This window comes from uncultured Acidaminococcus sp., assembly GCA_900538365.1.
Classification (GTDB): domain Bacteria; phylum Bacillota; class Negativicutes; order Acidaminococcales; family Acidaminococcaceae; genus Acidaminococcus.
The window spans coordinates 1-23,925 of the sequence record UPXT01000030.1; the positions used below are offsets into that span (position 1 = coordinate 1).

General features: G+C 51.1%; 19 protein-coding genes and 1 tRNA gene. 3 read left to right on the forward strand and 17 right to left on the reverse strand.

Features of this window, described 5'->3' with window-relative positions; genetic code table 11:
* Positions 1 to 120 precede the first annotated feature (120 nt).
* From QZQ08_RS06690 to QZQ08_RS06715, 6 genes are all read right to left on the reverse strand, one after another.
* Positions 121 to 1,434: an APC family permease gene (locus QZQ08_RS06690; RefSeq protein WP_296329761.1), complete on the reverse strand. Its 1,314-nt coding sequence runs from the start codon at positions 1,432 to 1,434 to the stop codon at positions 121 to 123.
* The gene (locus tag QZQ08_RS06695) at positions 1,421 to 2,167 is read right to left on the reverse strand and encodes a gamma-glutamyl-gamma-aminobutyrate hydrolase family protein (protein ID WP_296329764.1); all 747 of its coding nucleotides are present in this window, start codon (positions 2,165 to 2,167) and stop codon (positions 1,421 to 1,423) included. Before QZQ08_RS06695 ends, QZQ08_RS06690 begins: the two co-directional genes overlap by 14 nt.
* Positions 2,168 to 2,299: 132 nt before the next feature.
* On the reverse strand, positions 2,300 to 4,714 hold the full coding sequence (locus QZQ08_RS06700; RefSeq protein ID WP_297898935.1) for a homocysteine S-methyltransferase family protein: 2,415 nt from the start codon (positions 4,712 to 4,714) through the stop codon (positions 2,300 to 2,302).
* 2 nt (positions 4,715 to 4,716) lie between these two features.
* Positions 4,717 to 5,412: a vitamin B12 dependent-methionine synthase activation domain-containing protein gene (locus QZQ08_RS06705; protein ID WP_296329772.1), complete on the reverse strand. Its 696-nt coding sequence runs from the start codon at positions 5,410 to 5,412 to the stop codon at positions 4,717 to 4,719.
* Positions 5,413 to 5,422: 10 nt separating this feature from the next.
* Positions 5,423 to 6,289 carry a methylenetetrahydrofolate reductase gene (locus tag QZQ08_RS06710; RefSeq protein WP_296329775.1) on the reverse strand — a complete coding sequence of 289 codons (867 nt, stop codon included), beginning with the start codon at positions 6,287 to 6,289 and terminating at the stop codon, positions 5,423 to 5,425.
* A 226-nt stretch (positions 6,290 to 6,515) separates the two neighbouring features.
* A complete protein-coding gene (locus QZQ08_RS06715) occupies positions 6,516 to 7,169 on the reverse strand; it encodes a TetR/AcrR family transcriptional regulator (protein WP_296329778.1) in 654 nt (217 codons plus the stop codon).
* A 150-nt stretch (positions 7,170 to 7,319) separates the two neighbouring features.
* Between QZQ08_RS06715 and QZQ08_RS06720 the strand changes: the two genes are divergently transcribed.
* Complete coding sequence (locus QZQ08_RS06720; protein ID WP_296329781.1) at positions 7,320 to 8,006, forward strand: isochorismatase family protein; 687 nt, start codon at positions 7,320 to 7,322, stop codon at positions 8,004 to 8,006.
* Between the two features lie 326 nt (positions 8,007 to 8,332).
* On the opposite strand, the gene pepT is transcribed toward QZQ08_RS06720, so the two are convergent.
* From pepT to QZQ08_RS06745, 5 genes are all read right to left on the reverse strand, one after another.
* Positions 8,333 to 9,550 carry a peptidase T gene (gene pepT / locus QZQ08_RS06725; protein ID WP_296329784.1) on the reverse strand — a complete coding sequence of 406 codons (1,218 nt, stop codon included), beginning with the start codon at positions 9,548 to 9,550 and terminating at the stop codon, positions 8,333 to 8,335.
* Positions 9,551 to 9,622: 72 nt separating this feature from the next.
* Positions 9,623 to 10,177, reverse strand: coding sequence for a phosphoribosyltransferase family protein (locus QZQ08_RS06730; protein ID WP_296329787.1), 555 nt, complete (start codon positions 10,175 to 10,177; stop codon positions 9,623 to 9,625).
* Between the two features lie 470 nt (positions 10,178 to 10,647).
* Entirely contained in the window at positions 10,648 to 10,956 is a 309-nt protein-coding gene (locus tag QZQ08_RS06735; RefSeq protein WP_296329792.1) for a hypothetical protein, read from the reverse strand.
* 140 nt (positions 10,957 to 11,096) lie between these two features.
* Positions 11,097 to 13,199: an RNA degradosome polyphosphate kinase gene (locus QZQ08_RS06740; protein WP_296329795.1), complete on the reverse strand. Its 2,103-nt coding sequence runs from the start codon at positions 13,197 to 13,199 to the stop codon at positions 11,097 to 11,099.
* A gap of 11 nt (positions 13,200 to 13,210) precedes the next feature.
* Positions 13,211 to 14,764: a hypothetical protein gene (locus QZQ08_RS06745; protein ID WP_296329797.1), complete on the reverse strand. Its 1,554-nt coding sequence runs from the start codon at positions 14,762 to 14,764 to the stop codon at positions 13,211 to 13,213.
* Between the two features lie 201 nt (positions 14,765 to 14,965).
* Between QZQ08_RS06745 and QZQ08_RS06750 the strand changes: the two genes are divergently transcribed.
* Both QZQ08_RS06750 and QZQ08_RS06755 read left to right on the forward strand, forming a co-directional pair.
* Positions 14,966 to 16,516, forward strand: a complete 1,551-nt coding sequence (locus tag QZQ08_RS06750) for a Ppx/GppA phosphatase family protein (RefSeq protein ID WP_296329800.1) — start codon at positions 14,966 to 14,968, stop codon at positions 16,514 to 16,516.
* 6 nt (positions 16,517 to 16,522) lie between these two features.
* On the forward strand, positions 16,523 to 17,446 hold the full coding sequence (locus QZQ08_RS06755) for a LysR family transcriptional regulator (RefSeq protein ID WP_296329803.1): 924 nt from the start codon (positions 16,523 to 16,525) through the stop codon (positions 17,444 to 17,446).
* Positions 17,447 to 18,202: 756 nt separating this feature from the next.
* Here QZQ08_RS06755 and QZQ08_RS06760 read toward each other — a convergent pair.
* The 6 genes from QZQ08_RS06760 to QZQ08_RS06785 form a co-directional block, all read right to left on the reverse strand.
* On the reverse strand, positions 18,203 to 18,886 hold the full coding sequence (locus tag QZQ08_RS06760) for an LrgB family protein (protein WP_296329806.1): 684 nt from the start codon (positions 18,884 to 18,886) through the stop codon (positions 18,203 to 18,205).
* Complete coding sequence (locus QZQ08_RS06765) at positions 18,879 to 19,247, reverse strand: CidA/LrgA family protein (protein WP_296329809.1); 369 nt, start codon at positions 19,245 to 19,247, stop codon at positions 18,879 to 18,881. The genes QZQ08_RS06760 and QZQ08_RS06765 overlap by 8 nt, the downstream gene beginning before the upstream one ends.
* Before the next feature lie 221 nt (positions 19,248 to 19,468).
* A complete protein-coding gene (locus tag QZQ08_RS06770; protein WP_296329812.1) occupies positions 19,469 to 21,028 on the reverse strand; it encodes a YfcC family protein in 1,560 nt (519 codons plus the stop codon).
* Positions 21,029 to 21,076: 48 nt separating this feature from the next.
* Positions 21,077 to 22,429, reverse strand: a complete 1,353-nt coding sequence (locus QZQ08_RS06775; RefSeq protein WP_296329815.1) for a Sapep family Mn(2+)-dependent dipeptidase — start codon at positions 22,427 to 22,429, stop codon at positions 21,077 to 21,079.
* A gap of 183 nt (positions 22,430 to 22,612) precedes the next feature.
* Positions 22,613 to 23,575 (reverse strand): protein tyrosine phosphatase, encoded by a 963-nt coding sequence (locus tag QZQ08_RS06780; protein WP_296329820.1) that lies wholly within the window; start codon positions 23,573 to 23,575, stop codon positions 22,613 to 22,615.
* Positions 23,576 to 23,639: 64 nt separating this feature from the next.
* Positions 23,640 to 23,715 (reverse strand) — tRNA-Ala (locus tag QZQ08_RS06785).
* Positions 23,716 to 23,925: the final 210 nt, after the last annotated feature.

The following is a 23,925-nucleotide window of genomic DNA, read 5'->3' on the forward strand; positions in this document are numbered from 1 at the left end:
CTGCTTCGCGTTTTTCCTAGCATCTGGGCCAATCTGGAGCCATATTCGAAAAAGGGGCATAAGAAGTGCAAAAAGAGACTGCGAAAAATGAATCACGCATTTTTCACAGTCTCCCCTGAATCAGGCTTCTTCGTCGTGATCTTTGATAAGACCAGCGTCTTTTTTCTTTTTATAGACAAGGTAGTAGGGTGCGATGACAAGGATCCCGCCAAGGCCCCAGACAAGCTGCATCGGTTTGGCATTGGAGAGCATCCAGAGACTCGTTACAAAGGCAACGACCGGAACAAAGATACCGCCGGGAATCTTATAGGTCCGTTCCCTGTCCTTCCACTTGCGGCGGAAGACAATGACCGAAAGGACCGTCGGCAGGTACTGGGTGAACCGGCTTACGGCACTGATGGCGGCAAGGGTCGTAAAGCTGCCGCTCCAGGCAAGAAGGATGCTGAGAACGGCAACGACGACGCTTGATGCCCACGGCGTGCCCCAGCTCGTGCGCCGATTGAGAAAAGCCGGCAGCATACCGTCTTCAGCAAGGGACGTGCACGCCCGCGGTGCAATGAAGGATTCAGCAAGATTGATGCCGCCCATACTAAAGAGCGTTCCAATCAGGATGAAGTAAGCGCCAATGGGTCCAACGGCGCGGCCAAAGGCAGTCTGGATAGGAGCTTTGTCCACTGCAAGATCCGGTCCCAAGATGCCAATGGAGATCCCCACGACAAGCATATAGATGATGGTAACAATGATCATGGTCAGGATAATGCCCCGAGGCAGGTCCTTTTTAGGATCCTTGAAGTCTTCAGCAGCAACCGCAATGGCTTCAAATCCCGTGTACGCAAAGAACATGGTAATAGCGGCATTGGCAAAAGCTCCGTCAGCCATGTGGGTCGGAACAAAAGGCGTGAAATTGCTGCCATTGACAAAAAACAGGCCCACAGCAATGAAGACGCACAAAGGAACCAATTTGGATATGGTCATGATGTTATTGAGGATCTTTGAAATCTTGACCCCTGCAATATTCATGATGGTGAGCCCGCCAATGAGCACAGCGGCAATGAGGTTCTTCATGGTGTCGCCGGCAAAAACCGGGAAGGCCGCGCCCAGTGCCGTCGCAAAGCCAACGGCCATAGCCGCCCAGGCAATGATGGTCACAACGAGCTTCAGCACGCCCACTTCATAGCCGACAAAATCCCCGAAAGCGGCCTTGGCATAAAGGTACGGGCCCCCATTCCGGGAAAAGAAACCGGCAACTTCCGCAAAGCAAAGAGCAAGGCAGCCAGCAAGAAACGCATCAAAAAGAAGGATTAGGAGACTTGATGGTCCCATCAGGGCATAGGCCCGGTTTGGCAGAAGAAAGATCCCCGTCCCGATGATCCCGTTGATGCCGAGAAGGACAATGCTCCAAAGACCAAATTTATCTTTTTTATCTGTTCCCATGGCGCGCCTCCGCTTCCTTGATAAAGTCCACAAATAGGTTCCGTGCAGGCTCACTGTGAATGGACATCATTTCCGGATGGAACTGATAGGCCATGAGATAGCTTTCTCCCGTCCCCTGCAGGGATTCCACGGTACCATCCTTGGCACGGGCCGTAACAAGAAGTCCTTGGCCCACTTCGTGCACGGTTTGGTGGTGATGGCTGTTCGTGACCCATTCCGTACGGCCAAGCAGGGAAGCCAGCCGACTTTGGGGATCGATTTCAATGGTATGTGTTGCCGTCGCTGGATCCTGGTTCTGGGAATGCTTCACAAAGGAATTGGGATCCTTGGAAAGATCCTGATAAAGCGTCCCTCCGTGTGCTACATTGATGATCTGCAGACCGCGGCAGATCCCGACAACAGGGATTTTCCGTGCTTCTGCCCGCTTAAGGAGCAGCATGTCAAAATGATCCCGTTCCGGCCACACCGCACCAATCTGCCGGCAAGGTTCTTCCCCATAAAGGAGGGGATATACATCGTGTCCGCCCGATAAAAGAAGCCCGTCGACGCGGTCCATAAGAGCTTCTGCGACATCATCCTCTTCATTGAAGGGAATGATGAGGGGGATACCGCCCGCTTCCGTAACAGAACGGACATAATCGTGGTTCACATAGCTTCGATGATAACCCGGAAATTGCCCGCCGCCATCAACCATATGGCTGCCAGAGATCCCGATAACCGGTTTTGCTGTCATAGGAGTTCATCTTCTTTCTTAATTTATTTGTATATTTTTTATTCTAACACAACAAAATTGTGAAGAAAATGAAAAATTTCTTTATTTAACAAAGATTGTGAAAAGAGTGTTCAAAGACGGGCTGCTCCGTCCTTACTTATTGCGAAAAAGGGCATTGGCATAGCTTACGGCCGCAACGGCATTTCCTGCATAGGCATCCGCACCCAGTTCCTCTGCATACTCTTTGGTCATGACGGCGCCGCCAACAATGATACGGCACCCCGGGGCCTTCTTGCGAAGCTGCTGGATGGTTTCTGCCATGGAGCCCAAAGTCGTTGTCATGAGAGCCGAAAGGCCCACAAGCTTTACATCCCGTTCCAAGGTCTTTTTCACGATGGCCTCGGGCGGCACATCCTTGCCAAGATCAATGACATCATAGCCATAGTTTTCAAGAAGCACCTTGACAATATTTTTCCCAATATCGTGGATGTCTCCCTTCACCGTAGCGACAATGACAGGGTCGCCTTTTCCCCGATCCGTACCCTTTTGGAGCATCGCTTGCTTGATGATTTCAAAGCCTGCTTTGGCCGCGTCGGCACTCATGAGGAGCTGGGGCAGGAAGAGGCTCTTTTTTTCAAAGGCGTCGCCCACGCGGTTAAGGGCTGGAATCATATACTCATTGATGATGGAAAGTGCGTCCCTTCCTTCATCCAAAAGCGCTGCAACCGCCGTCTCAGCCGGTGAGATGAGGCCCTTTTCAATCGCTTCGTCAAGGGCATAGCGGCCTTGTTCGCCGCTGTCTTTTTTGGTGGCCGGGGCATGGGTTTCCCTTTTTTCTGTTGGCAGATCCGCAAAATAGGAAACATAGGCCTTGCAGCTTGTGTCGTACCCGCTCAAGGCGCCATAGGCAAGATAGGTTTCCATCATCGGTGCTGAATTGGGATTGATGATGCCTGCCGAAAGGCCCAGCTGCATAGCCGAGGCAAAAAAGGCACTGTTGACAGCGTCCCGCTGCGGAAGGCCAAAGGAAATATTCGAAACCCCCATGACCGTCTTGAGTCCTGCCTTTTTGAGCGTAGCGATGATGGAAAGGGCAATCTGGGCATTTTGTCCCCCCGTGCTGATGGTCATGGCAAGGGGATCAAGAAGCAGTGCCTTTTCGGAAAGCCCCGCCTTTTTGGCGCCCTCAATGACGCGGCGTGCGCTTTTGAGCCGGCCTTCCAGCGACTCCGCAATCCCGTCATCATCAAGACAAAGTCCAACCACCATTGCCCCATACTTCTTTGCTAGGGGCAGGACTGACGAAAGGGAACTTATCTTGCCATTTACGGAATTAAGCAGAGGCCGTCCGTTATAAAGGCGCAGGGCCCGTTCCATGGCTTTGATATCCCCCGTGTCGATCTGGAGCGGCAGGGGCGTAATGGACTGAAGGGTCCGAACCGCCTTTTCAAGGAGGTCCGGTTCATCAATACCGGGTACGCCGACATTAACGTCAAGGACCTGGGCTCCTTTGTCAATCTGCTCCAAGGCAAGCTGGCACACATAATCCATATTGCCGGCCTTAAGGGCTTCTTTGAGCCGTTTTTTCCCCGTCGGATTGATGCGCTCGCCAATGATGACAGGCATACGGTCAAAACAAACGGGGGAACCATAGCCGGTAATGCATTCCGGGGCCCCTGTCCGTTTTTTCGGAATCGGCAGGTCGCCGCAGCTTTCAGCAAGGGCCTTGATGTGCTGGGGCGTTGTCCCACAGCAGCCGCCCAAAAGGGCTGTCTGGGGGGCAAATTCCAGCATGGTTGCGGCAAATTCCTCCGGTCCCACCTCAAAATGCGTGATGCCGTTGTGCGTGATAGGAAGACCGGCATTCGGGTTGACCGCTAGAGGCAGGTCTGTTGCCGCAAGGGCGCGGGGCACAAGGCGGCTGATTTCCTTGGGTCCCAGCCCGCAGTTGAAACCAACAGCCGAAGCTCCCAGGGAGGAAGCAACAATCATGGCCGTTTCCACATCAGCGCCGCTTAGGAGCTTTCCTTCTTCGTCGAACGTAAAGGTCACCACAAAAGGCAGGTCGGAATGTTCCTTTACGGCTAGGATTGCCGCTTTGGCCTCATAGGTATCACTCATGGTCTCAATCAGGACAAGGTCAGCACCGGCTTTTTTCCCTGCTTCGACCGCTTCCGCGTAAAGGGACACAGCCTCTTCAAACGGAAGGTCTCCATAGGGCTGGAGAAGCTTTCCTGTCGGTCCTAGGTCAAGGGCCACACAGCCTTTCTCGCCGCAAGCCTGGAAGGCCTTTTGGGCAAGTTTCACCGCTGCCGTAACAAGAGTCGAAACCTCCGGCGTACCATGGGCCTTTCCAAATTTGAGGCCATTGCAGCCAAAGGTATTGGTCTTGATGATTTGGGCCCCTGCCCTGATATAGGCTTCGTGGACGCCTTGGATCACATCAGCATGGCTCAGGTTCCACAGTTCCGGCAGCTCGCCCGGCATAAGCCCCGCGCTTTGGAGCATGGTTCCCATGCCGCCATCAAAAAACAAGCGTTCCTTTTCTAACCGTTCTCGAATCTCCATCGTCAAGGTTCCTCTTTCCGGAAAGGACAGTTCAAGGCCGTACAGGCATTGCACGAGCCATGACGATCATCCGGTTCCTTTCTGGTTTCATTTTGTAGGCCGTGGTCGATGCCAATCACAGCCGTTACGGACTTGATAGGCGCCATTAGGCCTCCTGCCGTCAAGGTTAGGCCGATTTTCTTAGGCAGCTCCAAGAGGCGAAAAATCTTTTCCTGCTCCGTAAGCGGCCAATCCCCATACCCTGGAGAAAATTGTGTCCGGTAGGTAAACTCAGCAGATAACTTTCCCTTCCATGCCGCTTCCAGCTCGTCACAGTAACTTTCAATAAGCGCTGCACCAACGGCTTGAGCCGCGGCTCCATAGGCAATCCGCTGCAGACTGAGGCGTCGGATGCCGATATCAAAGCGGCTGCCCAAGGTGGCCCCAAAAAGGATCACTTCCGTGCAGCCCAAAAGGTGTTTGGCAAGCTGGCTGCTTTCAAAGACCGTACCGCCCGCAAGTTCCACGCGGCCCATCCTGCCGTCACAAGGGGGCGTGACGCGGCAGGAAAGACGCCGTTTCACGGAACGCGGCTGGACTTCGTTGCGAAGGGCGATAAACGCTTCATCAACAAGGCGCGCCGCTTCCCGATCATCTTTTTTGGCACCGAAATAGCGAACGGCTTCCTTTTCATCAAAGGGAATCTTTACTTGTGCCATCTTGGACTCCTTACAATTTAATGACTTCCGAAAGAGAACGGCGGATGCCGCCAATGACTTCCGGTTTATTCATAGTATAAACATGGATATGGTTGAATCCGTTGGCAATCAGGTCCATGATCTGACCCGTCGTATACGCCATCCCCGCCTGGCGCAGGGCCTCCGGATGATCACCAAAGCGCTCCACCACGGCCCGCAGCTTGCTGGGAATGGGCGTTCCACTGAGGGTAAAGATGCGTTCCACCTGCTTTGCGTTCGTAATCGGCATGACGCCGGCCACAACAGGAACACGGACCCCTTTGGCCAGGAGCCGATACATGAAGTTATAGAACATCTCATTATCGAAGAACATTTGAGTCACGAGAAAATCGCAGCCTGCCTCCACCTTGCGTTTCATGTTCTCCAAGTCTTCATCCAGCGTCCGCGATTCAGGATGCCCCTCAGGATAAGTAGCACAGCCCACGCAGAAATCTCCCGTTTCCTTGATGAAGCGGACGAGGTCGCTGGCATGGGGAAAGTCTGACTCCGGCAGTTCGTCCATCCCTTGAGGACGGTCACCACGCAGGGCGAGGACATTATCAATACCGCCTGCTTTCATGTCGTGAAGGACGCGGGCAATGCCATCTTTTCTTGCGCCGATACAAGTTAGATGCGCCAAGGCCGGGACCCCGCTCCGCTCGACCTCGGAGGCAATCGCAAGACTCTTGCCGACTGCGGTGCCGCCAGCGCCGTAGGTGACACTCATATAGTCCACCCCATCGATGGCAATGGCATGGACAATATCCATGGCATTTTGCAGTTCTGTTCCCTTTTTAGGCGGGAAAAGTTCGCATGATATGGTTACTTTGGGACTTTCTAGAAGTTCCTTGATTTTCATGGCTGGGCCCCCTTCTCTTACAATGTCCCTATTGTAATACAAAGAAAAAAGATAGGCAATGAAAAAAGGAAAAAAGTAACAGGTTGTCTGCAAGGATGCTCCTTCTGCGTTTTTATCGTAAAAACCAGGACGCAGGCACAGAAGGCACACCATGCGGTTCCATAAAAAAAAGACGGAAGACACGTCAAAAAACCGTGCTCCGTCTGATCACCAAGAGAAAATGGCGTCATTTCAGGGAATCCATCTCCCTCACCAAGGGCCGCGTTCCAGGCTCCCCCAGTCCCTCCAGTCCATACATGGTAAACCGTAGGAGCTGGAGCTGCAGCTCGTACCATTCCGTATTCTTGCACCAGCCAATCTTCTTATTGACGGCCATGGACCCGTTGATGATGCTCCAAAAGATGTTTTCCGTGATATGGGCCGGAATGCCCCCTTTTTCTGCCATATAAGCAATGAAATGGCCTTTTTCCATAGCGAAGATTTTTTCCATCATGAGAGGCAAAATCGTATCATCCTTCATGAGAGGATGGTATTTGGGAATATCGATGAGGCGATGACAAGGCGGCAGGCGGTCATTATAAGCCTTAAACACAGCAAGGTCATTTTGCCGGACCACATCCCATAGATCCTCAAAAGACTCATGACAGGTTCGATCCGTTATGGAATCCAAAAAAATAAGCGCGTCATTCATGATGTCATCGACCAAATCATAGATATCAAGATAATGGGCATAGAAGGTCTCTCTTGTGATTCCAGCCTTTTGGCAGAGAGCCGTAATCCGGATCTTCAGGAAAGGTTTCTTTTTCAGCATAACCAAAAAGGTATCCTTAATATGATTGCGTGTGCTCTTTGTCCGCACGGGAAGCATCTTTTCGCTCATGGTCGTCCCTCCTTGATTCCATTATACCATCGTCAGGATAAGGAATAGGGATTTACTATACAAAATTCGAAATCTGTCTGTTGATAACAGATATTTATTCCTGATAAGATGTACATACAACAAACCCTAGTAAATAAGGAGGTTATCATCATGAATGAACTTTACAAAAACTTTAATGGAGACGCTCCGAAAATCGATCCAAAGGATGCGGTTATGCTCCTCATCGACCATCAGAGCGGTCTTTTCCAGTGCATCAACGATATGGATTTCAAAAGGGTCCGCGACCATGCCATTGCCCTTGCAGAAGCAGCCACCCTTGCCGGCATCCCGGTCATTACGACGGCATCCGTTCCCCAAGGCCCCAATGGTCCGCTCATTCCTGAAATCCACCAGGCAGCTCCCCATGCCGTCTATGTTCCTCGCCGCGGTGAAATCAACTCCTGGGACTGCCCTGCCTTTGTCGAAGCCGTAAAGAAAACAGGCCGCAAGACCCTCATCATTGCCGGTACCGTCACAAGCGTCTGCCTCGCCTTCCCGGCCATCAGCGCGGTTCGTGATGGCTACAAAGTTTTTGCCCTGCCTGATGCATCCGGCACCTATTCCAAGATGGCTGAAGAAATTTCCCTCGCCCGGATGGTCCAAGCCGGTGTCATTCCTATGGACACGTCTTCTGCCATTGCCGAAATCCAGCAGACCTGGCATCGTGACGACTGGGAAAAATGGGCCAACGTCTGGGCTCGGATTTTCACGAACTACGGACTTCTGCTTGAAAGCTATGCTAAGGCCGTCGAAGTCACAAAAACAGGCGAACCCATGGACAGCCTGCGCGAAGACTAAGTCTCTATTGATTCATTCCCCGCACACGGGGTCTTTCTCTCTCGGAACAAAAAGTTCCTTCCTCTTCCTAGGGGAAGGAACTTTTTTATTATGATAAAAATAAAAAAGGCCGCTTCACGCAGCTCTTGACGGCAGCAATGAGTAGAGCCGCTCCACTTGGCGTCTATGCCACTCCTGCCCCCCTTTCGCCTATAGCTGTCCAAGCGTGAGCGCTTTTTGCGAAATACGACAGGAGCCCATTGTATCCATGGAATCTTCCCTTCCATGGATACAATGGGCTCACTAGCTGCCTCAAATCGAAGCCATTTCTGCTCTATCTAAAAAACTCACTTACTCAGTCCAACCACCAATTTTTCCAGCACATCCACCATGGTTTCCAAGGATTCCTGGGGAATGAATTCATAACGGCTGTGGAAAAGGTAACCGCCCGTCGAAAGGTTCGGACAAGGCAGTCCTTTATGGCTGAGACGCGCACCGTCCGTACCGCCGCGGATAGGCTGCACGATGGGTTTCACCCCGCAGGCTTCAAAGGCATGACGGGCTTCATCGACCAGTTCCATATGATTTTCGATGATAGGACGCATATTGGCATAGGAGTCACGGATGGAGACCGTTACGACACCACTTCCCCATTTTTCGTTCAGCTCCCTGCCAATTTCTTCAATTTTTCTTTTCTGGGCAGCAAATTTTTCAGCGTCATGTTCGCGCAGGAGGTATTTCATTTCGCAGTGCTCGCAGCTGCCTTCGATGGAAGACAGATGGTAGAATCCTTCATACCCTTCGGTATAAACAGGCTGCTCTTTTTCCGGCAGCAAGGACTGGAATTCACAGCCCACGGCAGCCGCATTGATCATCTGATCCTTGGCACTTCCCGTATGGACGCTCACGCCCTTGATGGTGATGGTGGCCGTAGCCGCGTTGAAGTTTTCATATTCCAGTTCACCCAAGGCTCCGCCGTCAACGGTATAAGCAATCTGGGCACCAAATTTTTCAAGGTCGAAGAACTTCGTCCCTTCCCCGACTTCCTCATCCGGTGTAAAACCAATGCGGATTTTTCCATGTTTAGGGGCATCTGGGCGAAGAAGACGCTCGGCAAGGGTCATGATTTCAGCCACACCGGCTTTGTCGTCAGCCCCCAAAAGAGTCGTTCCATCCGTCACAATGAGCCGTTTTCCCTTGACTTCATTGAGGCAGGGAAAAACACTTGGCGTCATGACGATATCCTGCTCCTTGTTAAGGATGATATCGCCCCCCTGATAATCCACGAAGGCAGGATGGATCGGGCCGCCGCTTACAGCATTGCTCGTATCAAGATGGCTGATAAGGCCAATGGTAGGCCCCTTCTCACTGGTCGCGGGGATGGTCCCCATGACATAGCCATATTCATCTTGGATTACATCCGTAAGGCCCATAGCTTTCATTTCTTCCGCGATCTGGGCTCCCAGGACTTTTTGGTTCGGACTGGATGGGTACACGTCGGCATCATCTACGGAAGTTGTGTTGACAGCGATGTACTTCAGGAAGCGTTCGGTTGCAGTGGTCATGTTTTTTGTCTCCTTTTCTGCTGTAATGTGAAATCAGTTCCCCTCAAATTAGCCCTGGTCAAGCAATGGAAATTAGGCTTGGGCGTCAAATAGCGGCAGGTTTTCTAGGGTCACGATGTCCTTGCGGTTCATGGCGTCCCCTTCAGCGAGGATGGCCATGCGCCCAATCACCGTGCCGCCCGCTTTTTCGATGAGTTCTTCCAAGGCCTTGATGGAACCGCCCGTACTGATGACATCATCCACAAGAAGGACCTTCTTGCCGCGGACAAGGGCAATATCCTCATCTTGAAGGACAAGGATCTGTTTTCCCTTGGTTGTAATGGAGTGATCTTCAACAATGATAGGATTTTCCATATAAGCCTTGATGGACTTTCGGGCAATGGCATAACGCGGCATGCCCATGAGGCGCGCCATTTCATGAACCAAGGGAATGCCCTTGGTTTCAGCGGTCACCATAATTTCTGTTTCCGGCGGCACGCGTTTGACAAGTGCTGCCGCGGCCTTTCCCACAAGCTCCACATCACCTAGGATGACAAAGCCTGCAATGGCCAGTTTGTCATTGACATTGAGGATTGGAAGTTTTCTTGTTACACCTGCGACGTGCAGTTCATAAAATCGGTCAGCCATTTATATGTATGCCCCTTTCATACCAAAAGTGGTCCCTTTCCCCTTCCTTACGGCGGGAGGTGTCCCTTCATCGATTGATCATGCCAGCTGCGTTTGGTTTGGACTCAGGCAGCAGCCTTTTTGCCTTGTGGGAAGATGGGTTCCCAAAGATTGTTGTTAAAAAAAACCGCACGCAAGCCGCCTTCTTTGATTTTTCATTCAGCGTCTATGCCAAAGGCAGGTGGGACTTTCACACGCGGGAACAGTCAAGTTATCCACGATAAAATGTTCCCATTCATGGGCCTTTTCAGTACAGTGAAGAAAGTTATTCACCAAATTGAAGGTTATCCACAATCCCTGTGGATAACCCTGTGTATAACCTATGATCTAAAAGACGGAATGACCTTTCTATTGTTTCCACCGCTATCCTGGGGGAAAAATAGAAAAAAGGCCGCGTCTTTATTCAGGACGGGCCTTCCGTTCGGAAACCCTTACAAGTCTTCCACCATGTGGGGCGGCATGCTCCACTCCACCAAAACGCCCGTATTGACCCAAAGGCGGGTCAATACCTGCTGGCAGTCCTTCCAACTGTCACGAGCAAGGAAGGTCCGCTCTTCGAAATGATAGGTACAGGCGTCAATAGGAACTTCCATCTTGTGCGGTGCTGCAAGAAAGTCCAGGACTTTCTGCTCGATTTCAGTCTCGCCTTTGATGGTGACAGTCAATTCCTTGGTTTCCTCGTTATAGTCAAGCGCGCCATAATGGCCGTTATAATTTAAAGTGACACTTTTTATTGCCATACTGTTAAACCATCCTCTTTTCAAGTGATAGCCCCATTATATCATAAAGGATGGACTCGATGCACGGGAAGTTTCTAGGAGACGCACAAAAAGTCCGGTCCCATTGTCCCAAGAAAAGCGGAACAGGACCTCAAAAGCAGTCAGGATTCCTTATGATAAACCGGCTTCAGGCGCTGGGAAAGGGGTAATTTCTTTTTGGGTGCATGGGCCATGGACCAGGCCATCATGCGTTCCTGGACGCTGACTTTTTCCCTTCCATGAGCATAGACGCGGCGGTAATTCCCGTTTGAAAGCTCCATATGGGCTCCGACATTATCCTTGAGGCACAGATCAAGAAAAGCCTTGATGCGTTCAATATGGGCATGGCGCTCAACAGGGAACATGAGTTCCACACGCTCGCTGAGATTGCGGTGCATCATGTCTGCACTGGAAAGGTAGAGTTCTTCCTGGCCGTCATTCCAAAAATAATAGACCCGGTGATGCTCAAGAAAACGGCCAATGATGGAACGGACCGTGATATTTTCCGACAGCCCTTTGATACCCGGACGGAGACCGCAGATTCCACGGACAATCAGATCGACTTTGACGCCAGCTTGGGAGGCTTCATAGTATTTGGCAATCATGGGCTGATCGATGAGGGAATTCATCTTGGCAATAAGATAGGCTTCCTTTCCCGCCTTGGCATGAGCAATTTCCCGATCGATCAGTTCGGTCATCCGCTCCCTCAGGCCCAAGGGAGCCATGATGAGCTTATGGAAGGTCGGCGGCTCGGAATAACCAGAAAGGACATTGAAAAAGGCGGATGCATCCTGCCCAAATTCATCGTTTGCCGTAAGAAGGCCAAAATCCGTATAGAGCTTGGCCGTCTTATCATTGTAGTTGCCCGTCCCCAAATGGACATACCGTTTGATTCCCCTTTCTTCCTTGCGCACAATAAGGGTAATCTTGGAATGGGTCTTCAGCCCCACAAGACCATAAATGACGTGGCAGCCGGCACGTTCCAGGCGGCGGGCCCAGACAATGTTGTTTTCCTCATCAAAGCGGGCTTTCAGTTCCACAAGTGCCGTCACCTGCTTGCCGTTTTCTGCCGCTTTGGCAAGGGCCGCGACAATGGGGGAATTCCCGCTGACACGGTACAAGGTCTGCTTGATGGCAAGGACCTTGGGATCTTCGGCAGCATCCCCGATGAGATCTGCGACAGGGTCAAAACTTTCATAAGGATGATGGAGCAAAATATCCCGGTCCCGGATCTGGTCAAAAAGGGAAAGACCGGGCGTCAATTCAGCCGGCACTTGAGGCGTGTAAGGCTTGAAGCACAGGGACTCCATCCCTTTTTGGCCGATGAAGCCAAAAAGAAACGTAAGGTCAAGCGGGCCCCGCACTTCGTAGATTTCATCGTCCACAAGGTCAAGTTTTTGCTTGAGGAAGTCCTTCAGGAAGGAACCTTTTTCCGGATTGATTTCAAGCCGGACGGCGCTCCCTCTTTTGCGTTTCTTTAAGGAACGTTCGATTTCCTTCATGAGGTCTTGGGTTTCATCTTCATCAACCTCAAGATCCGAGTCACGGGTAATGCGGAAAGGCACCGCATCAAGGATGGTCAATCCTTTGAAGAGCTCCCTGCAGTGTGTCATGATGAGGTCTTCCAAAAAAACGAAGGATTTTTCATCCCCCGCCCCCTTCACCGGGATGACGCGGGGCAAAACGCTAGGCACCTGAATAAAGGCAATCTTACGGGTTTGCTTGGCATCCCGCAGTTCAAGGGCAATATTAAGGGACTTATTGGCGAGAAAGGGAAAGGGCCGTGACGCATCAATGGCCATGGGCGTAAGAACGGGGAAGACCATTTCCTTATAGTACTGTTCAAGGCTTTCCCGTGCCTTTCCCGAAAGATCCTCCACCCGGGAAAAGGAAATGGCATACTTTTCCAGTTCCTTTACAAGGGCAAAGAAATAGCGGTACTTGAGTTTCATTTCACTATGGGTAGCCGCCGCAATGGCCGTGAGCTGCTCCCGTGTAGAAAGTCCCGCAATGTCGGGCCGTTCGATACCGGATTCCTCTCGGCCCACAAGTCCTGCTACACGAACCATGAAAAACTCATCAAGGTTCGACGCTGAAATGGCCACAAAACGAAGCCGTTCCAAAAGGGGCAGGGTCCTGACGCCAGCTTCACGCAGGACGCGAAGATTGAATTTCAGCCAGCTCAGTTCCCGATTGATGTAATATTCGGGCTTTTTGAGATCCATAGGGGTTCCACTCACCTTTCCACTTGTTCCAGGATTGGCGTAAGGCCAAAAACTTCTTCAAAAAATCCGCTCTGTTTTTCAAAGGTCCAGCGCTCGAGAGAAAGATCCTCGCGGCTTGTGACGATGACGCGGAATTGATTGTCCTTCATGACGGTCCGGCAGCCCGTAATCTTTTGCTTGCGGCTGACATCAAGGGCATCGGCAAGACGCAGGATGGCTGCCAGTTTGGCCACCGTAGGTGTTGCGGAAATCTCCCGGTCGTAAGCTTCTGGCGACATGGCGTCAGGCGACGGCAGGGAAAAAAGATAGGATACAGACGCGATGGTCTGCTGCGCTTTGGGGCCAAATCCCAGAAAGTCCGTTGCCTGGATCAGCTCATAGTTGTAAAGCTTCCCCGCGCGCAGGGAAAAGAACTTTCCCACGCCATGAAGCAGGGCGGCAGCGCGGAGCAGATGGAGGTCAGCACTATCAAGCCCCTCACTTTTGGCGACTGTTTTGAAGATGGCTTCACAAAGATCTGCCACAAGGCCCACATGGACAAGATTGGTCCCAAAGCGGCGGGCTACACCTCGAATCTGGCTCATCTGGATGCTCTGCATATACGCCATAAAGTCTGGATCCTTCTTTCGGGCAATATAAAGGGCCCTGATCCCGTCAATGAAGCGATTGGTCACGATATAAACAAACGACGATCCAGCCGCCCGGATAAGTTCCTCATAAAGGGTCGCCGCCGGAAGGACCAGGTCTGCTTCTTCCTCAGATAGGGCATAGACCTTTGTCAGCTGGCGGGGGGAAAGGGTCCTAAGGTGCAGGAGAATTTCCTCAAGATCCCCTGCCCCGACCTTGATAAGGCCGTTTTTGTCCGGCTTTTTTTTCAAGATCCGCGGCAAATAGCTTGATTCAACGCCGCTGATGAACATACTCTCGACAGGCTTATTTTCCAGTTCCTGCATGACAGGGAAAAGATTGGCCCGAATATACTCCCGCAGGGCCTCACCGAAATGGATACTGGCCTGTTCATTGCGCGTGAAGTATTCCTTCATCCGGATCAGCCCCACATGCAGGTTCTGCTGATATTCCATTTCGCCCCTGCGCACATAGGTAAAGCCCATGGCCCCGCTCGATAGGTCCACAAGAAGGTGTCCGCCTTTATGTTCCACCTTTTTCTTATGGGCTTGCAAATGGCAGCTAAGGGATGCCATCTTTCGAAAGATTTCCTGGGGCAGGTTGATCACATCCATGACAAATCCTGTTTTCACAAGGACCTGATCCAAAAAGAACGTCCGATTCCGCGCTTCCCGCACGGCTGTCGTTGCTTCAAGGACATAGTCCTTGACCCCGTAATCCTTCATGAGACGGCGGAAACCCTTCAGGATATCAATGAGCACCTGCATCGTCTCGGTTGAGATGCGCCCCGTCTTGAAGGTCTCTTCTCCCAGACGGACAGCTTGACTAGCTTCATCGACAACGGTCACATCATAAAGGTCCGTGTACTCGATCAGCTGCATCGTGACCCGTTCCGAGCCTAAATGGATGATGGCAGCCAGCTGTTTTTTCTTTGCCATAGTATGCCTCCCGTCTCAATCTTATGGGTATCGGCGGAAAACCTGTCACACCGCCTAGAAATCGTGTTATACTAACAGTAATCTATTATTTTCTTTTCATTGTAGCACGTTTTCTTCCCTTCATCGATTAATTTACCGATTCTTTACAGGGTACTGCTAATATAGAGGAAAAGAAAAACAAAATTCCATAGGAGAAACAATATGAAACGAATCGGAATCATAGACGTAGGTTCCAACTCGGCACGGCTTGTCATCATGGAAATCTCAAGCCAAAAAGGGAGCCACCTCGTCTATAACCAGAAAGATCCCCTGCGTCTGGCGCTCAAGACCGATGCCCAGGGCTATCTGACAGAAGAGGCTTTCACGAGCACCATCGACTGCATCCGAGGCTTTGCTTCCATGTGCCGTTTCTTCCACGTAACAGATATGGTCGCAGTAGCCACAGCTGCCATCAGGAATGCCAAAAACGGCATGAAACTGACGCGGGCCGTCAAGGAAAAAACCGGCGTTGACCTGGATATCATTTCGGGCAGGACGGAAGCCTTCATGAGTTACCTTGGCGTCGTCAACACCATCCATGTAGAAGATGCCGTGATCTTTGACCTAGGCGGCGGTTCGACAGAAGTCATCCTTGTCCGGAACCGGAAGCTGATTGATTCCGTCAGTCTGCCCATTGGCTGCGTCAACCTGACAAAGCAAAGCCGACAGGGCTCTATGCGCGGCCGCGAAGACATGAAGACCATGCAGAAACTCATTGCCGAACAGATGAAAAAGGCGCCTTGGCTAAGCGGCTGCGGACTGCCCCTTGTCGGCGTGGGCGGTACGGCCCGTTCCATTGGGAAAGTAGAAGAAAAGCGGATCAAGTACTTTACGGCCAAGCTGCATAACTTCCAGTTCGACATAACCGATTTTGCCATTTGGTACAAAGGGCTCCTGTCGACGCCGCCGGGGATGCGCCGCCGGATTCCTGGCCTTTCGAGTGACCGGGCAGATGTCATCGTCGCCGGTAGCTCCATCATCAAGGCCCTGGCGGACAAATGCAATTCGAAAAAGCTCATCATCTCCGGCTGTGGACTCCGGGAGGGCCTCTTTTGCGAATACCGGCACCAGCACGAAAACATGCCCCTCATTACGCCCAACATCCTTGAAACGAGCCGCAACGACATGATTCACCAATATGTACCGGATGAGGAGCATGCCCGTCTCGTGACCCGCTTTGCCCTGAGGATCTTTGACGGCTGGAAACGCTTTCACAAACTGCCGGAAAAACGCTGGCGGGACCTTGTGGAAACGGCGGCCCTGCTGCACGATACAGGGATCACCATCAACTACTACAACCACACACGGCACAGCGGCTACATCATCGAAAATGCCCGGCTTTTTGGCATGAGCCATATGGACATCGTCTTTGCCTCCATCATTGCCGCCTGGCACCACGGGGTAAATCGCTCCTACCTGCGCAACAAGCCTTACAGGAAACTGATCACCGATAAGGATATTGAAGACCTGACGCGAGCAGCGGTCATTGTGGCCATCGCCGAAAGCCTGGATCATCCCCACATGGGAGATATCCTTGATGTGGAGGCCCGCGACCTGGATGGAACGGCCCAGCTTACCCTCATCGCCCGCAAGGATCCCCTCATTGAAATGAAGCAGCTGAACGCCCTGATGAAATGGATCCGCAAAGCCTTGGGGACTCCCGTCACTGTCGTTGTAAAGCTCCTTCCCAATGGCGGCACCAGAAAGGAGTAAGAAGTCATGACTCTCCAGCAGCTTCGCTATATCGTCGCCATTGCCGAAGCAGGTACCTTGAGCGGCGCAGCCAAGGCCCTGTTCATCTCCCAGCCAAGCCTTACGAAAACCGTACAGGAACTGGAAAATGAAATGGGCATCAAGATCTTTGAACGAACCAACAAAGGGGTTCTCCTCTCCCATGAAGGAGAAATCTTTTTGGGCTATGCCCGTCAAGTCCTGGAACAGGCCGCGCTCCTTGAATCCCACTACAAGACCCAAGCCGGCGGCAAGCAGGAATTTCGTGTTTCAACTCAGCACTACTCCTTCGCAGTCAATGCCTTTGTAGACCTGATCAAGGAATATGGCCGCGACACCTATGATTTTAGCCTCCAGGAAACCCAGACCTATGAAATTATCCGTGATACAGCGGATATGAAAAGTGAAATCGGCATCCTTTATATGAACGACTTCAATCGTGCCGTCCTGGAAAAGCTCTTCAAGACCCACGACCTCGTCTTCCATGAGCTCTTTTCGACCTCCCCCCATATCTTCATTTCCAACACCCATCCCCTCCATGATCGGGACAAGGTCACCATGGAAGAACTGGAACCGTATCCATACCTTTCCTACGTTCAGGGCGATCATAACTCCTTTTATTTTTCGGAAGAGATCTTCAGTACAGTCGTACGCAAAAAGAATATCCGCGTCACTGACCGGGCCACGCTCTTTAATCTGTTGATTGGCCTTAATGGCTATACCGTCTGCAGCGGCGTCATCGATAAACGCCTCAATGGTGAATCCATCATTGCCGTTCCCCTGGATGAAGAAGATACCATCCATATCGGCTATATTACACATAAAAAGATTCATTTGAGCCGCCTTGGCACAAGCTACATCAATGCTTTGGAGCGGTATATTGCAAGTTTGGAAATTGGAGGAAAAAAGTAAATCAGCCCAAGGAGTGGGCTGATTGGATGCAGAATGGGAACCCCTTGCTTTAGAAAAGATGAGGCTAAGGCAAGGAACTCATGTTCTAAGAAGCATGATGGCAGCAATAAGGTTCCGCCCCAAAACGCCCTACGGGAGAGGACCGTTTAAATTCACCCTCAGCCACGTTTCCCGGACTTTTGCCAGCGCTTCAAAACTCCCTGCAAAGGGTCCTCACTGCCGCTTGCAGGGATACGTCGCATAGCCTCTCATCCACCCCCAAAACCGGAATATTTTGGTGATAAAGGCTTATGGAAATTTCCCGTTTTCGGTCCCCCGCCTTAGCAAGACGGATTGATGCGCTGCATCAAGTTCAAAGGGAAAAGACCGGACGGGGGACGTTTCAAGCGCCCTTGTGCTTTCTCCGTTTCAAAAAGACCCGCTTCTTACAAAGCCTGAATATAAGATAAGAGCCCAAAACCGAACCTATATCTACGTTCAGTTTTGGGCTTTTCTTATGTTCTTTTGCCTGACCATCTTTTGCGTTACGCTCTTTTGCCTCTGTGTTTTTCCCTTCGTTTTTTCGCCTTGGAGCGGCGAAAGCCGTTCCGCCTGACCAAGGTGGGGGTATCCACCAAAAAGGCTTGCTTGCGGGAGTGGGTAATGGATGAGGAGGGCGGTTTGGCGCCGTGCCATCTTTGCCATGTCATAAATCTTGAAAAGGCAATGAAGGCACCTCGTGCATCGAATCGGAGCGATTTTTGCTCCGACTAAAAATCACATAAACACAACCGCCAACGCCGTCGTGATAATCCCGCAGACACAAAGCGATATGGAGCTCATAGCCCCTTGGATCTTGCCAATTTCCAAGGCCTTCATCGTGCCAATGGCATGGCTGCAGGCCCCAATGGCAACGCCTTCAGCAACGGGATCGGTGATCTTGAAATGTTTGGCCAGAAAGGGCGCCAGGACGGCCCCTTCAATTCCCGTAATGACAACGGCGGCCGCCGTGATGCCGGGAATTCCGCCGCCGCTTTCGGAAATCCCCAGCGCAATGGCTGTCGTAACGCTCTTAGGAAGCATGGACGCCGAAAAAATGGAATTGGTCCCAAAAAGATGGCAAAGGGCAACGGCCGCGGCAATGCTGACAAGGCTGCCAAAAGCGCAGCCGATGAGGATGGGCAGGAAATGTTCATGCAAAATGGCTTTCTGCCGGTAGATCGTAAGGGCAAGCACAGCCGTAGCAGGCCCTAGGAGCATGCAAATAAGCGATCCACCGGTACGGAAATGGTCCAAGGGAATGCCGGTTGCCATGAGAATAAGGACAATCATAGAAGAAGACGTCAGTACAGGATTGCAGATAAGCCACCCCGTCTTTTTCTGCAGCTTGACACCAAAGATCCAACAGACAAGGATGAGAAAAAGGCCAAGAAAAGGCGTAGCCGTCAGATTCTCAAGCATGGCGGACCCCCTTCTTTTTCCCATGGCGCAGCATCAGCTGGACAGTCCACCCCGTCACAAAATAAATCAGCGGCGTTGTCACAAGTGTAATGACCAAAAAGGGCAGCAGATAGTTTTTCAGCGTCTCCACGTATTCCATCGTGCCCACTACGGCCGGTACAAAGAAGATGCCCATATTATCTATAAAAAAGCGGCTCGCTTTTTCAATCTGATAGGGCTTGATGGCCTTTTGATACAGCAAGGTCATCAGGATAAGCAGGCTGATGACGCTGTATGGGACGGCAAAGGGCATGATGGATGCCGCCATGACCCCAACGAGACAAACGCCGAAAATCAGCGCAAGTTCCATAACGATGTTCATAAGAAAGTCCCCCTCGATTTTCTTTTCCCTCTAAAAAATATGCGACAGATAAAAGTATACCCTATCTGTCACAAGAAAAAAAGTGATGGACCATAAATGGCAGGAAAATCACAATAATTTCCCTTTTTCGTATCATAAAAAAGATGAGCCCCCTTTTCTTCAAGAGCAAGGGGCTCACCTTCATCTAATTGCGGCGCCGCTTCCGCAGCGCCAAAAATGACTTACAAGATGCCCAGCATCGGAGCCACGGACACAATCGCGATACCGACAATGAGCATAACGACATCAATCTTCAGCATAAAGGACAAGTACCGATCATAGGGGATCTGATAGATTTCAAGGGTCCCCATGTTGGTCGCACTGGGATAGATGGCACTCGTAAAGTTAAGACCGATTGTAAAAGCGGCAATGAGCATGACCTGCCCGCCAATGGAACCAATCGGTGCACTTTGGAAAAGCGCATAGGCTACCGCGCCAAGAATTGGCATGGTGATGCCGGCAACACCGCTTGTCGACTGCATAAAGAACCCAATGCCCACATAAGCAAGGGCGGCTGCAATGGCAAAGGCCCAGCCGGGAACGCCTTGAAGGGCATTCTGGATCCAGTACACGAAAGTGACGCTCATGCCAGCCGTCTTGCTGCCCATGATGACAGAAATCCCGTTTGCCACGGTGAGGACGAGAACAACGCCCAACATTTCACGGGCACCGGCAACAAATTCGCGAACAAATTCCGCTTCGGGAATCTTGTTGATAGGGCCCAAGAGCAGGGCACCGACAAAGAAGACAAAGGCAAATTCATCAAAATACCAATCGCCAAATTCCGTATAATGACCTGCGCCAAACAAATCACCCAGAACAGGAACCTTGGCCAGGCTGCGAAAAGGCAGATTCACTGCATCCTTCATGGTACTGCCGTCAGCAAACTTGATGGCATCCCAAGGCATATACCCGCAGACTAGGGCCAGGATAATGACGACAAGCAGGGCAATGGACCAAGCTTTGCGGCTCGTAAATTCTTCCATCTTGTGATCTTCATCAACAAGGGTCTTGATATCAAGACCGTGGACAATGGATCTTGTCGGATCCTTCTTGACTGTGTCGGCATAGTGGAGCATATAGACGAGGCCAACAAGGTAAAGGACGAAGAAAATGACAATGCGCAGCAGCATGCCGCTGCCCATGGACAATCCATCGGTTCCAATGGCTCCTACGGCGGCCCCCAAGGAGAAGGGGTTGACAATACTTGCCATGTTGCCCGCTGTAGCTCCGACAAAAAGGACACCAATCCCTGTAATGACGTCATACCCGGCAAGTACAAAAAGGGGTACGACGACCATGGAATAAGCGGGGATTTCTTCCCACAGTCCATAGACCGCGCCAAATAAGGCGGAAACAAACATGAGAACGATGATCAGGGCCTTTCCCGTAAACCGCTTGAGGAGCCAGCCAATGGCTGAATTCATGGCGCCGACATAGTTCATGAGGTGCAGGAAGCTCCCCGCCATAAGGATGGCAAAACCAACAGGCGCGGCCTTGACAAAGCCCCGGATCGGCGCCATGAAGATGTCCCACAGGCCCATGGGCTGCAGGCCCTGTCCGGTTACCACTTCGTCCTTGACCATAATGGCGTTGTAAATGATTTCCTTTGTCCCATTGTTTTTAACGACAACTGATTGAGGGACAAACCAAGTCAGGATAGCAACAGCGATCAGGACCAAAAATACAATGGAATAAGAGCTCAGCATTTGTTTCTTTTTCTTAGCTTGTGTATCTGACATAAGGATCCTTCTTTCTATTTGTACGAAAACAGGAAGCAAGAGGAGGCATCAGCGGTTAAAATTCACAAAAGTGTGGATGTAGATTTTCATCGCTGTTTTATAATCATCAACAACCATGTTTTCATTTGGCATATGTTCACTCTTTTCAACGCCGGGAAGGATGATCCCGTAGGCCACACAGTTATCCATAGCCCGGGCATAGGTGGCGCCGCCGCTGGAAAGGGGCTTATGCTCCGTATCACCCGTGGCTTCGACATAGCTATTCATGAGCTTTTTGATGATGGGCGAATCAAGGGGCAGATAGACCGGCTTCAGCCAGTCAAACTCATGATAGGTAAAGCCGTATTCAGCCGCTTTTCGCGTAATGGCTTCAACCGCCTTTTCCTTTGGATAGGTCACGGGAAGGCGCATATCAATGGACAGGATTTCTTCTTTTTCCGTAAGTTCAATCTTACCGAGGTTGAACTTGAGCTCGCCTGATGCGTCATCCTTGACCTCGCCGAAAATAGGTTCCGCAAAAAGATGCCCCTCCAGGTTGTCCTTCACAAAACGGGCCGCCTTTGTCGGGTGTCCCATGGCCTCAAGGGCAAGCAGGAAGCGATGGATGGCGTTGACACCCTTTTCAGCAAACTGGGCATGCATCCCTTTGCCAAGGATGCCCACGGTCTCCCCTTCATCGCGGTATTCATAATGGAGATGGTCCAGCGCCTCTATAAGGGCCTGCGATTTAGGAGCCTTGACGTAGCTTGGAACAACATTATAGGCATCACCGGCCTTAAAGGTGAGGCCGCTTTCATTCGGTGCATGGAGCGTATATTCAAGAACCCCTTTTTCGGCATGGATGAGGGGGAAGATGGAATCGGGCGTGAAGCCAAAATCCGGCTTTTCCTCTTTTTCCATATAGACCTTGATGCCGCGCCAGAGGTTTTCCTCATCGGTGCCAAAAATAAAGCGCAGACGGTAATGAGGGGTAAAGCCTTCGTCAAGAAGGGCTTTAACAGCATAGACAGCAGTCAAGACAGGGCCTTTATCATCCTGGACGCCGCGGCCATAGACTTTATTCTCCCGGTACTCAACCGTAAAAGGATCGCTTTTCCAATCATCGATCAGTCCTGGCGGGACCACGTCAAGATGACCTAAAATACCAATCAGGGTATCTCCTTCACCGATTTCCGCCCAGCCATAGTAGCCATCTGGGTCGGTATAAGTCCGATACCCCAGGTCCTTCATAAGGGCCATGGTTTCATCAAGGACCTTCTTGATGGCCGGCACATGAGGATAGTCGTCGTCATCCTTAAGATAGCTCGGGACCGCCACAAGCCGCTCCATAGCCTTTAAAAACTGGGGAAAGTTTTCTTCCATGCGCCCATAATAGCGCGTTTTTTCGTCAGGTGTCATCATTCATCCTCCTTTGGTTGGAAAACCAATTTCATCAAAAAATGCAGCAAATCATTTAGGAAAAATCTTTCACCGTTATATCAATATATCATAAAGACGTCCATACAGCGACAAAAAAGCGCCCCTACAGCAAAGAAGACGTTCCTTGAAAGAGCATCTCCGTGCTGGCGCAGGGCGCTTTTACTGCTATGATGAAATTTTTTGATTATCTTGAAGCCTTTGATAAAAATCTTCCAGCCCAATTTTCTTTTCCCGATAATAGGGCTTCTTCCACGTTGAAAGCCCCTTCCCCAAAAAAGGCGTATAGACGCCGCCAATCCGCAGCTGGCGCAGGACGATATCCTCATAGGGTACATCAGGATTCTTCAGCATATCATACATCGTCATAAAAGCTGTGGTCCGCCCTTCACCGGCAACACAGTGGAAATGGAGCCAGGCATCCTTGGGCAGATTCGCGGCAAAGCGGCGGAAACGCTCAATTTCCCCTGCATCAGGCCACAGATGATCGGTTGCCGTAAAGCGGACATACATCACTCCTTTTTGAGCGGCAAGTTCCGCTTCCGTAAGTACCTGTACGGCCTTCACGGTAACAGTTGAAAGAGGCCTTTTATCCGTTTTGAGACGCACAAAAGTCACGTCTTTTCCCCAAAGGGCGTGGATACGCCTCGCTTCGTCAAAAAGTACGGCAAAGTGCCCCTTTCCCCGGTTGGCCCAATTCCGTTTTCCGTACCAGCTCACAGGCATTCCGTTCAAAAAGCCATGGCTCTCCTGGCGCAGGTCAACGAGGATGATGGGTCCCTGTGTCCTTTTTCGAAGATCGGCAAGGACCGCATCAAGTCCTTTTTCAGAGTACTGGCTGGACCCGGAGATGTGGAGCTCAGAAAGCCCTTTACGGCTGGGAATGCGGGAAGAGGCTTCCTTTGCGTAGCGAGGAGGAATCGCCCGATAAGCATCGTCACAGGTCCTATAATTGCGCGGAAGTCCAGGTACATTTTCTGCATCAAGACGCCACAGCGTGCCTTCCGAGGAAAATGACGCCCCATAGGAGGCCTCTTTTTTCTGCTCCGCCTTGGCCTCCGCTTGGAATAAAGGCAACAAAAAGACTTCCAACACAAGGATCAGGGCTCCTAAGAAAAGCGGCTTCTTCAATTTTTTTCCCTCCCCTAAAAAATAAAACCCCAACCCATGAAACGGGTTGAGGGATACACCGAATTGGTGGAGCATAGGGGGATCGAACCCCTGACCTCAAGATTGCGAACCTTGCGCTCTCCCAGCTGAGCTAATGCCCCAATATCTAGCATTATAGTCCTTTCTGGAATTTCACGCAAGCAAAAAACGGGAGTTGGCTGACAATACGGTACGACGTCATGCAACGAATGTCCCGTTTCAGTCTTTCCTCCAATTGTTTTTAGCGGCTTTGGTTCAGCTGGGTTCAATTGCTAGAAAAAAAGCTGCAGGCTGACGACGTCATGCAACGAATGTCCCGTTTCAGTCTTTTC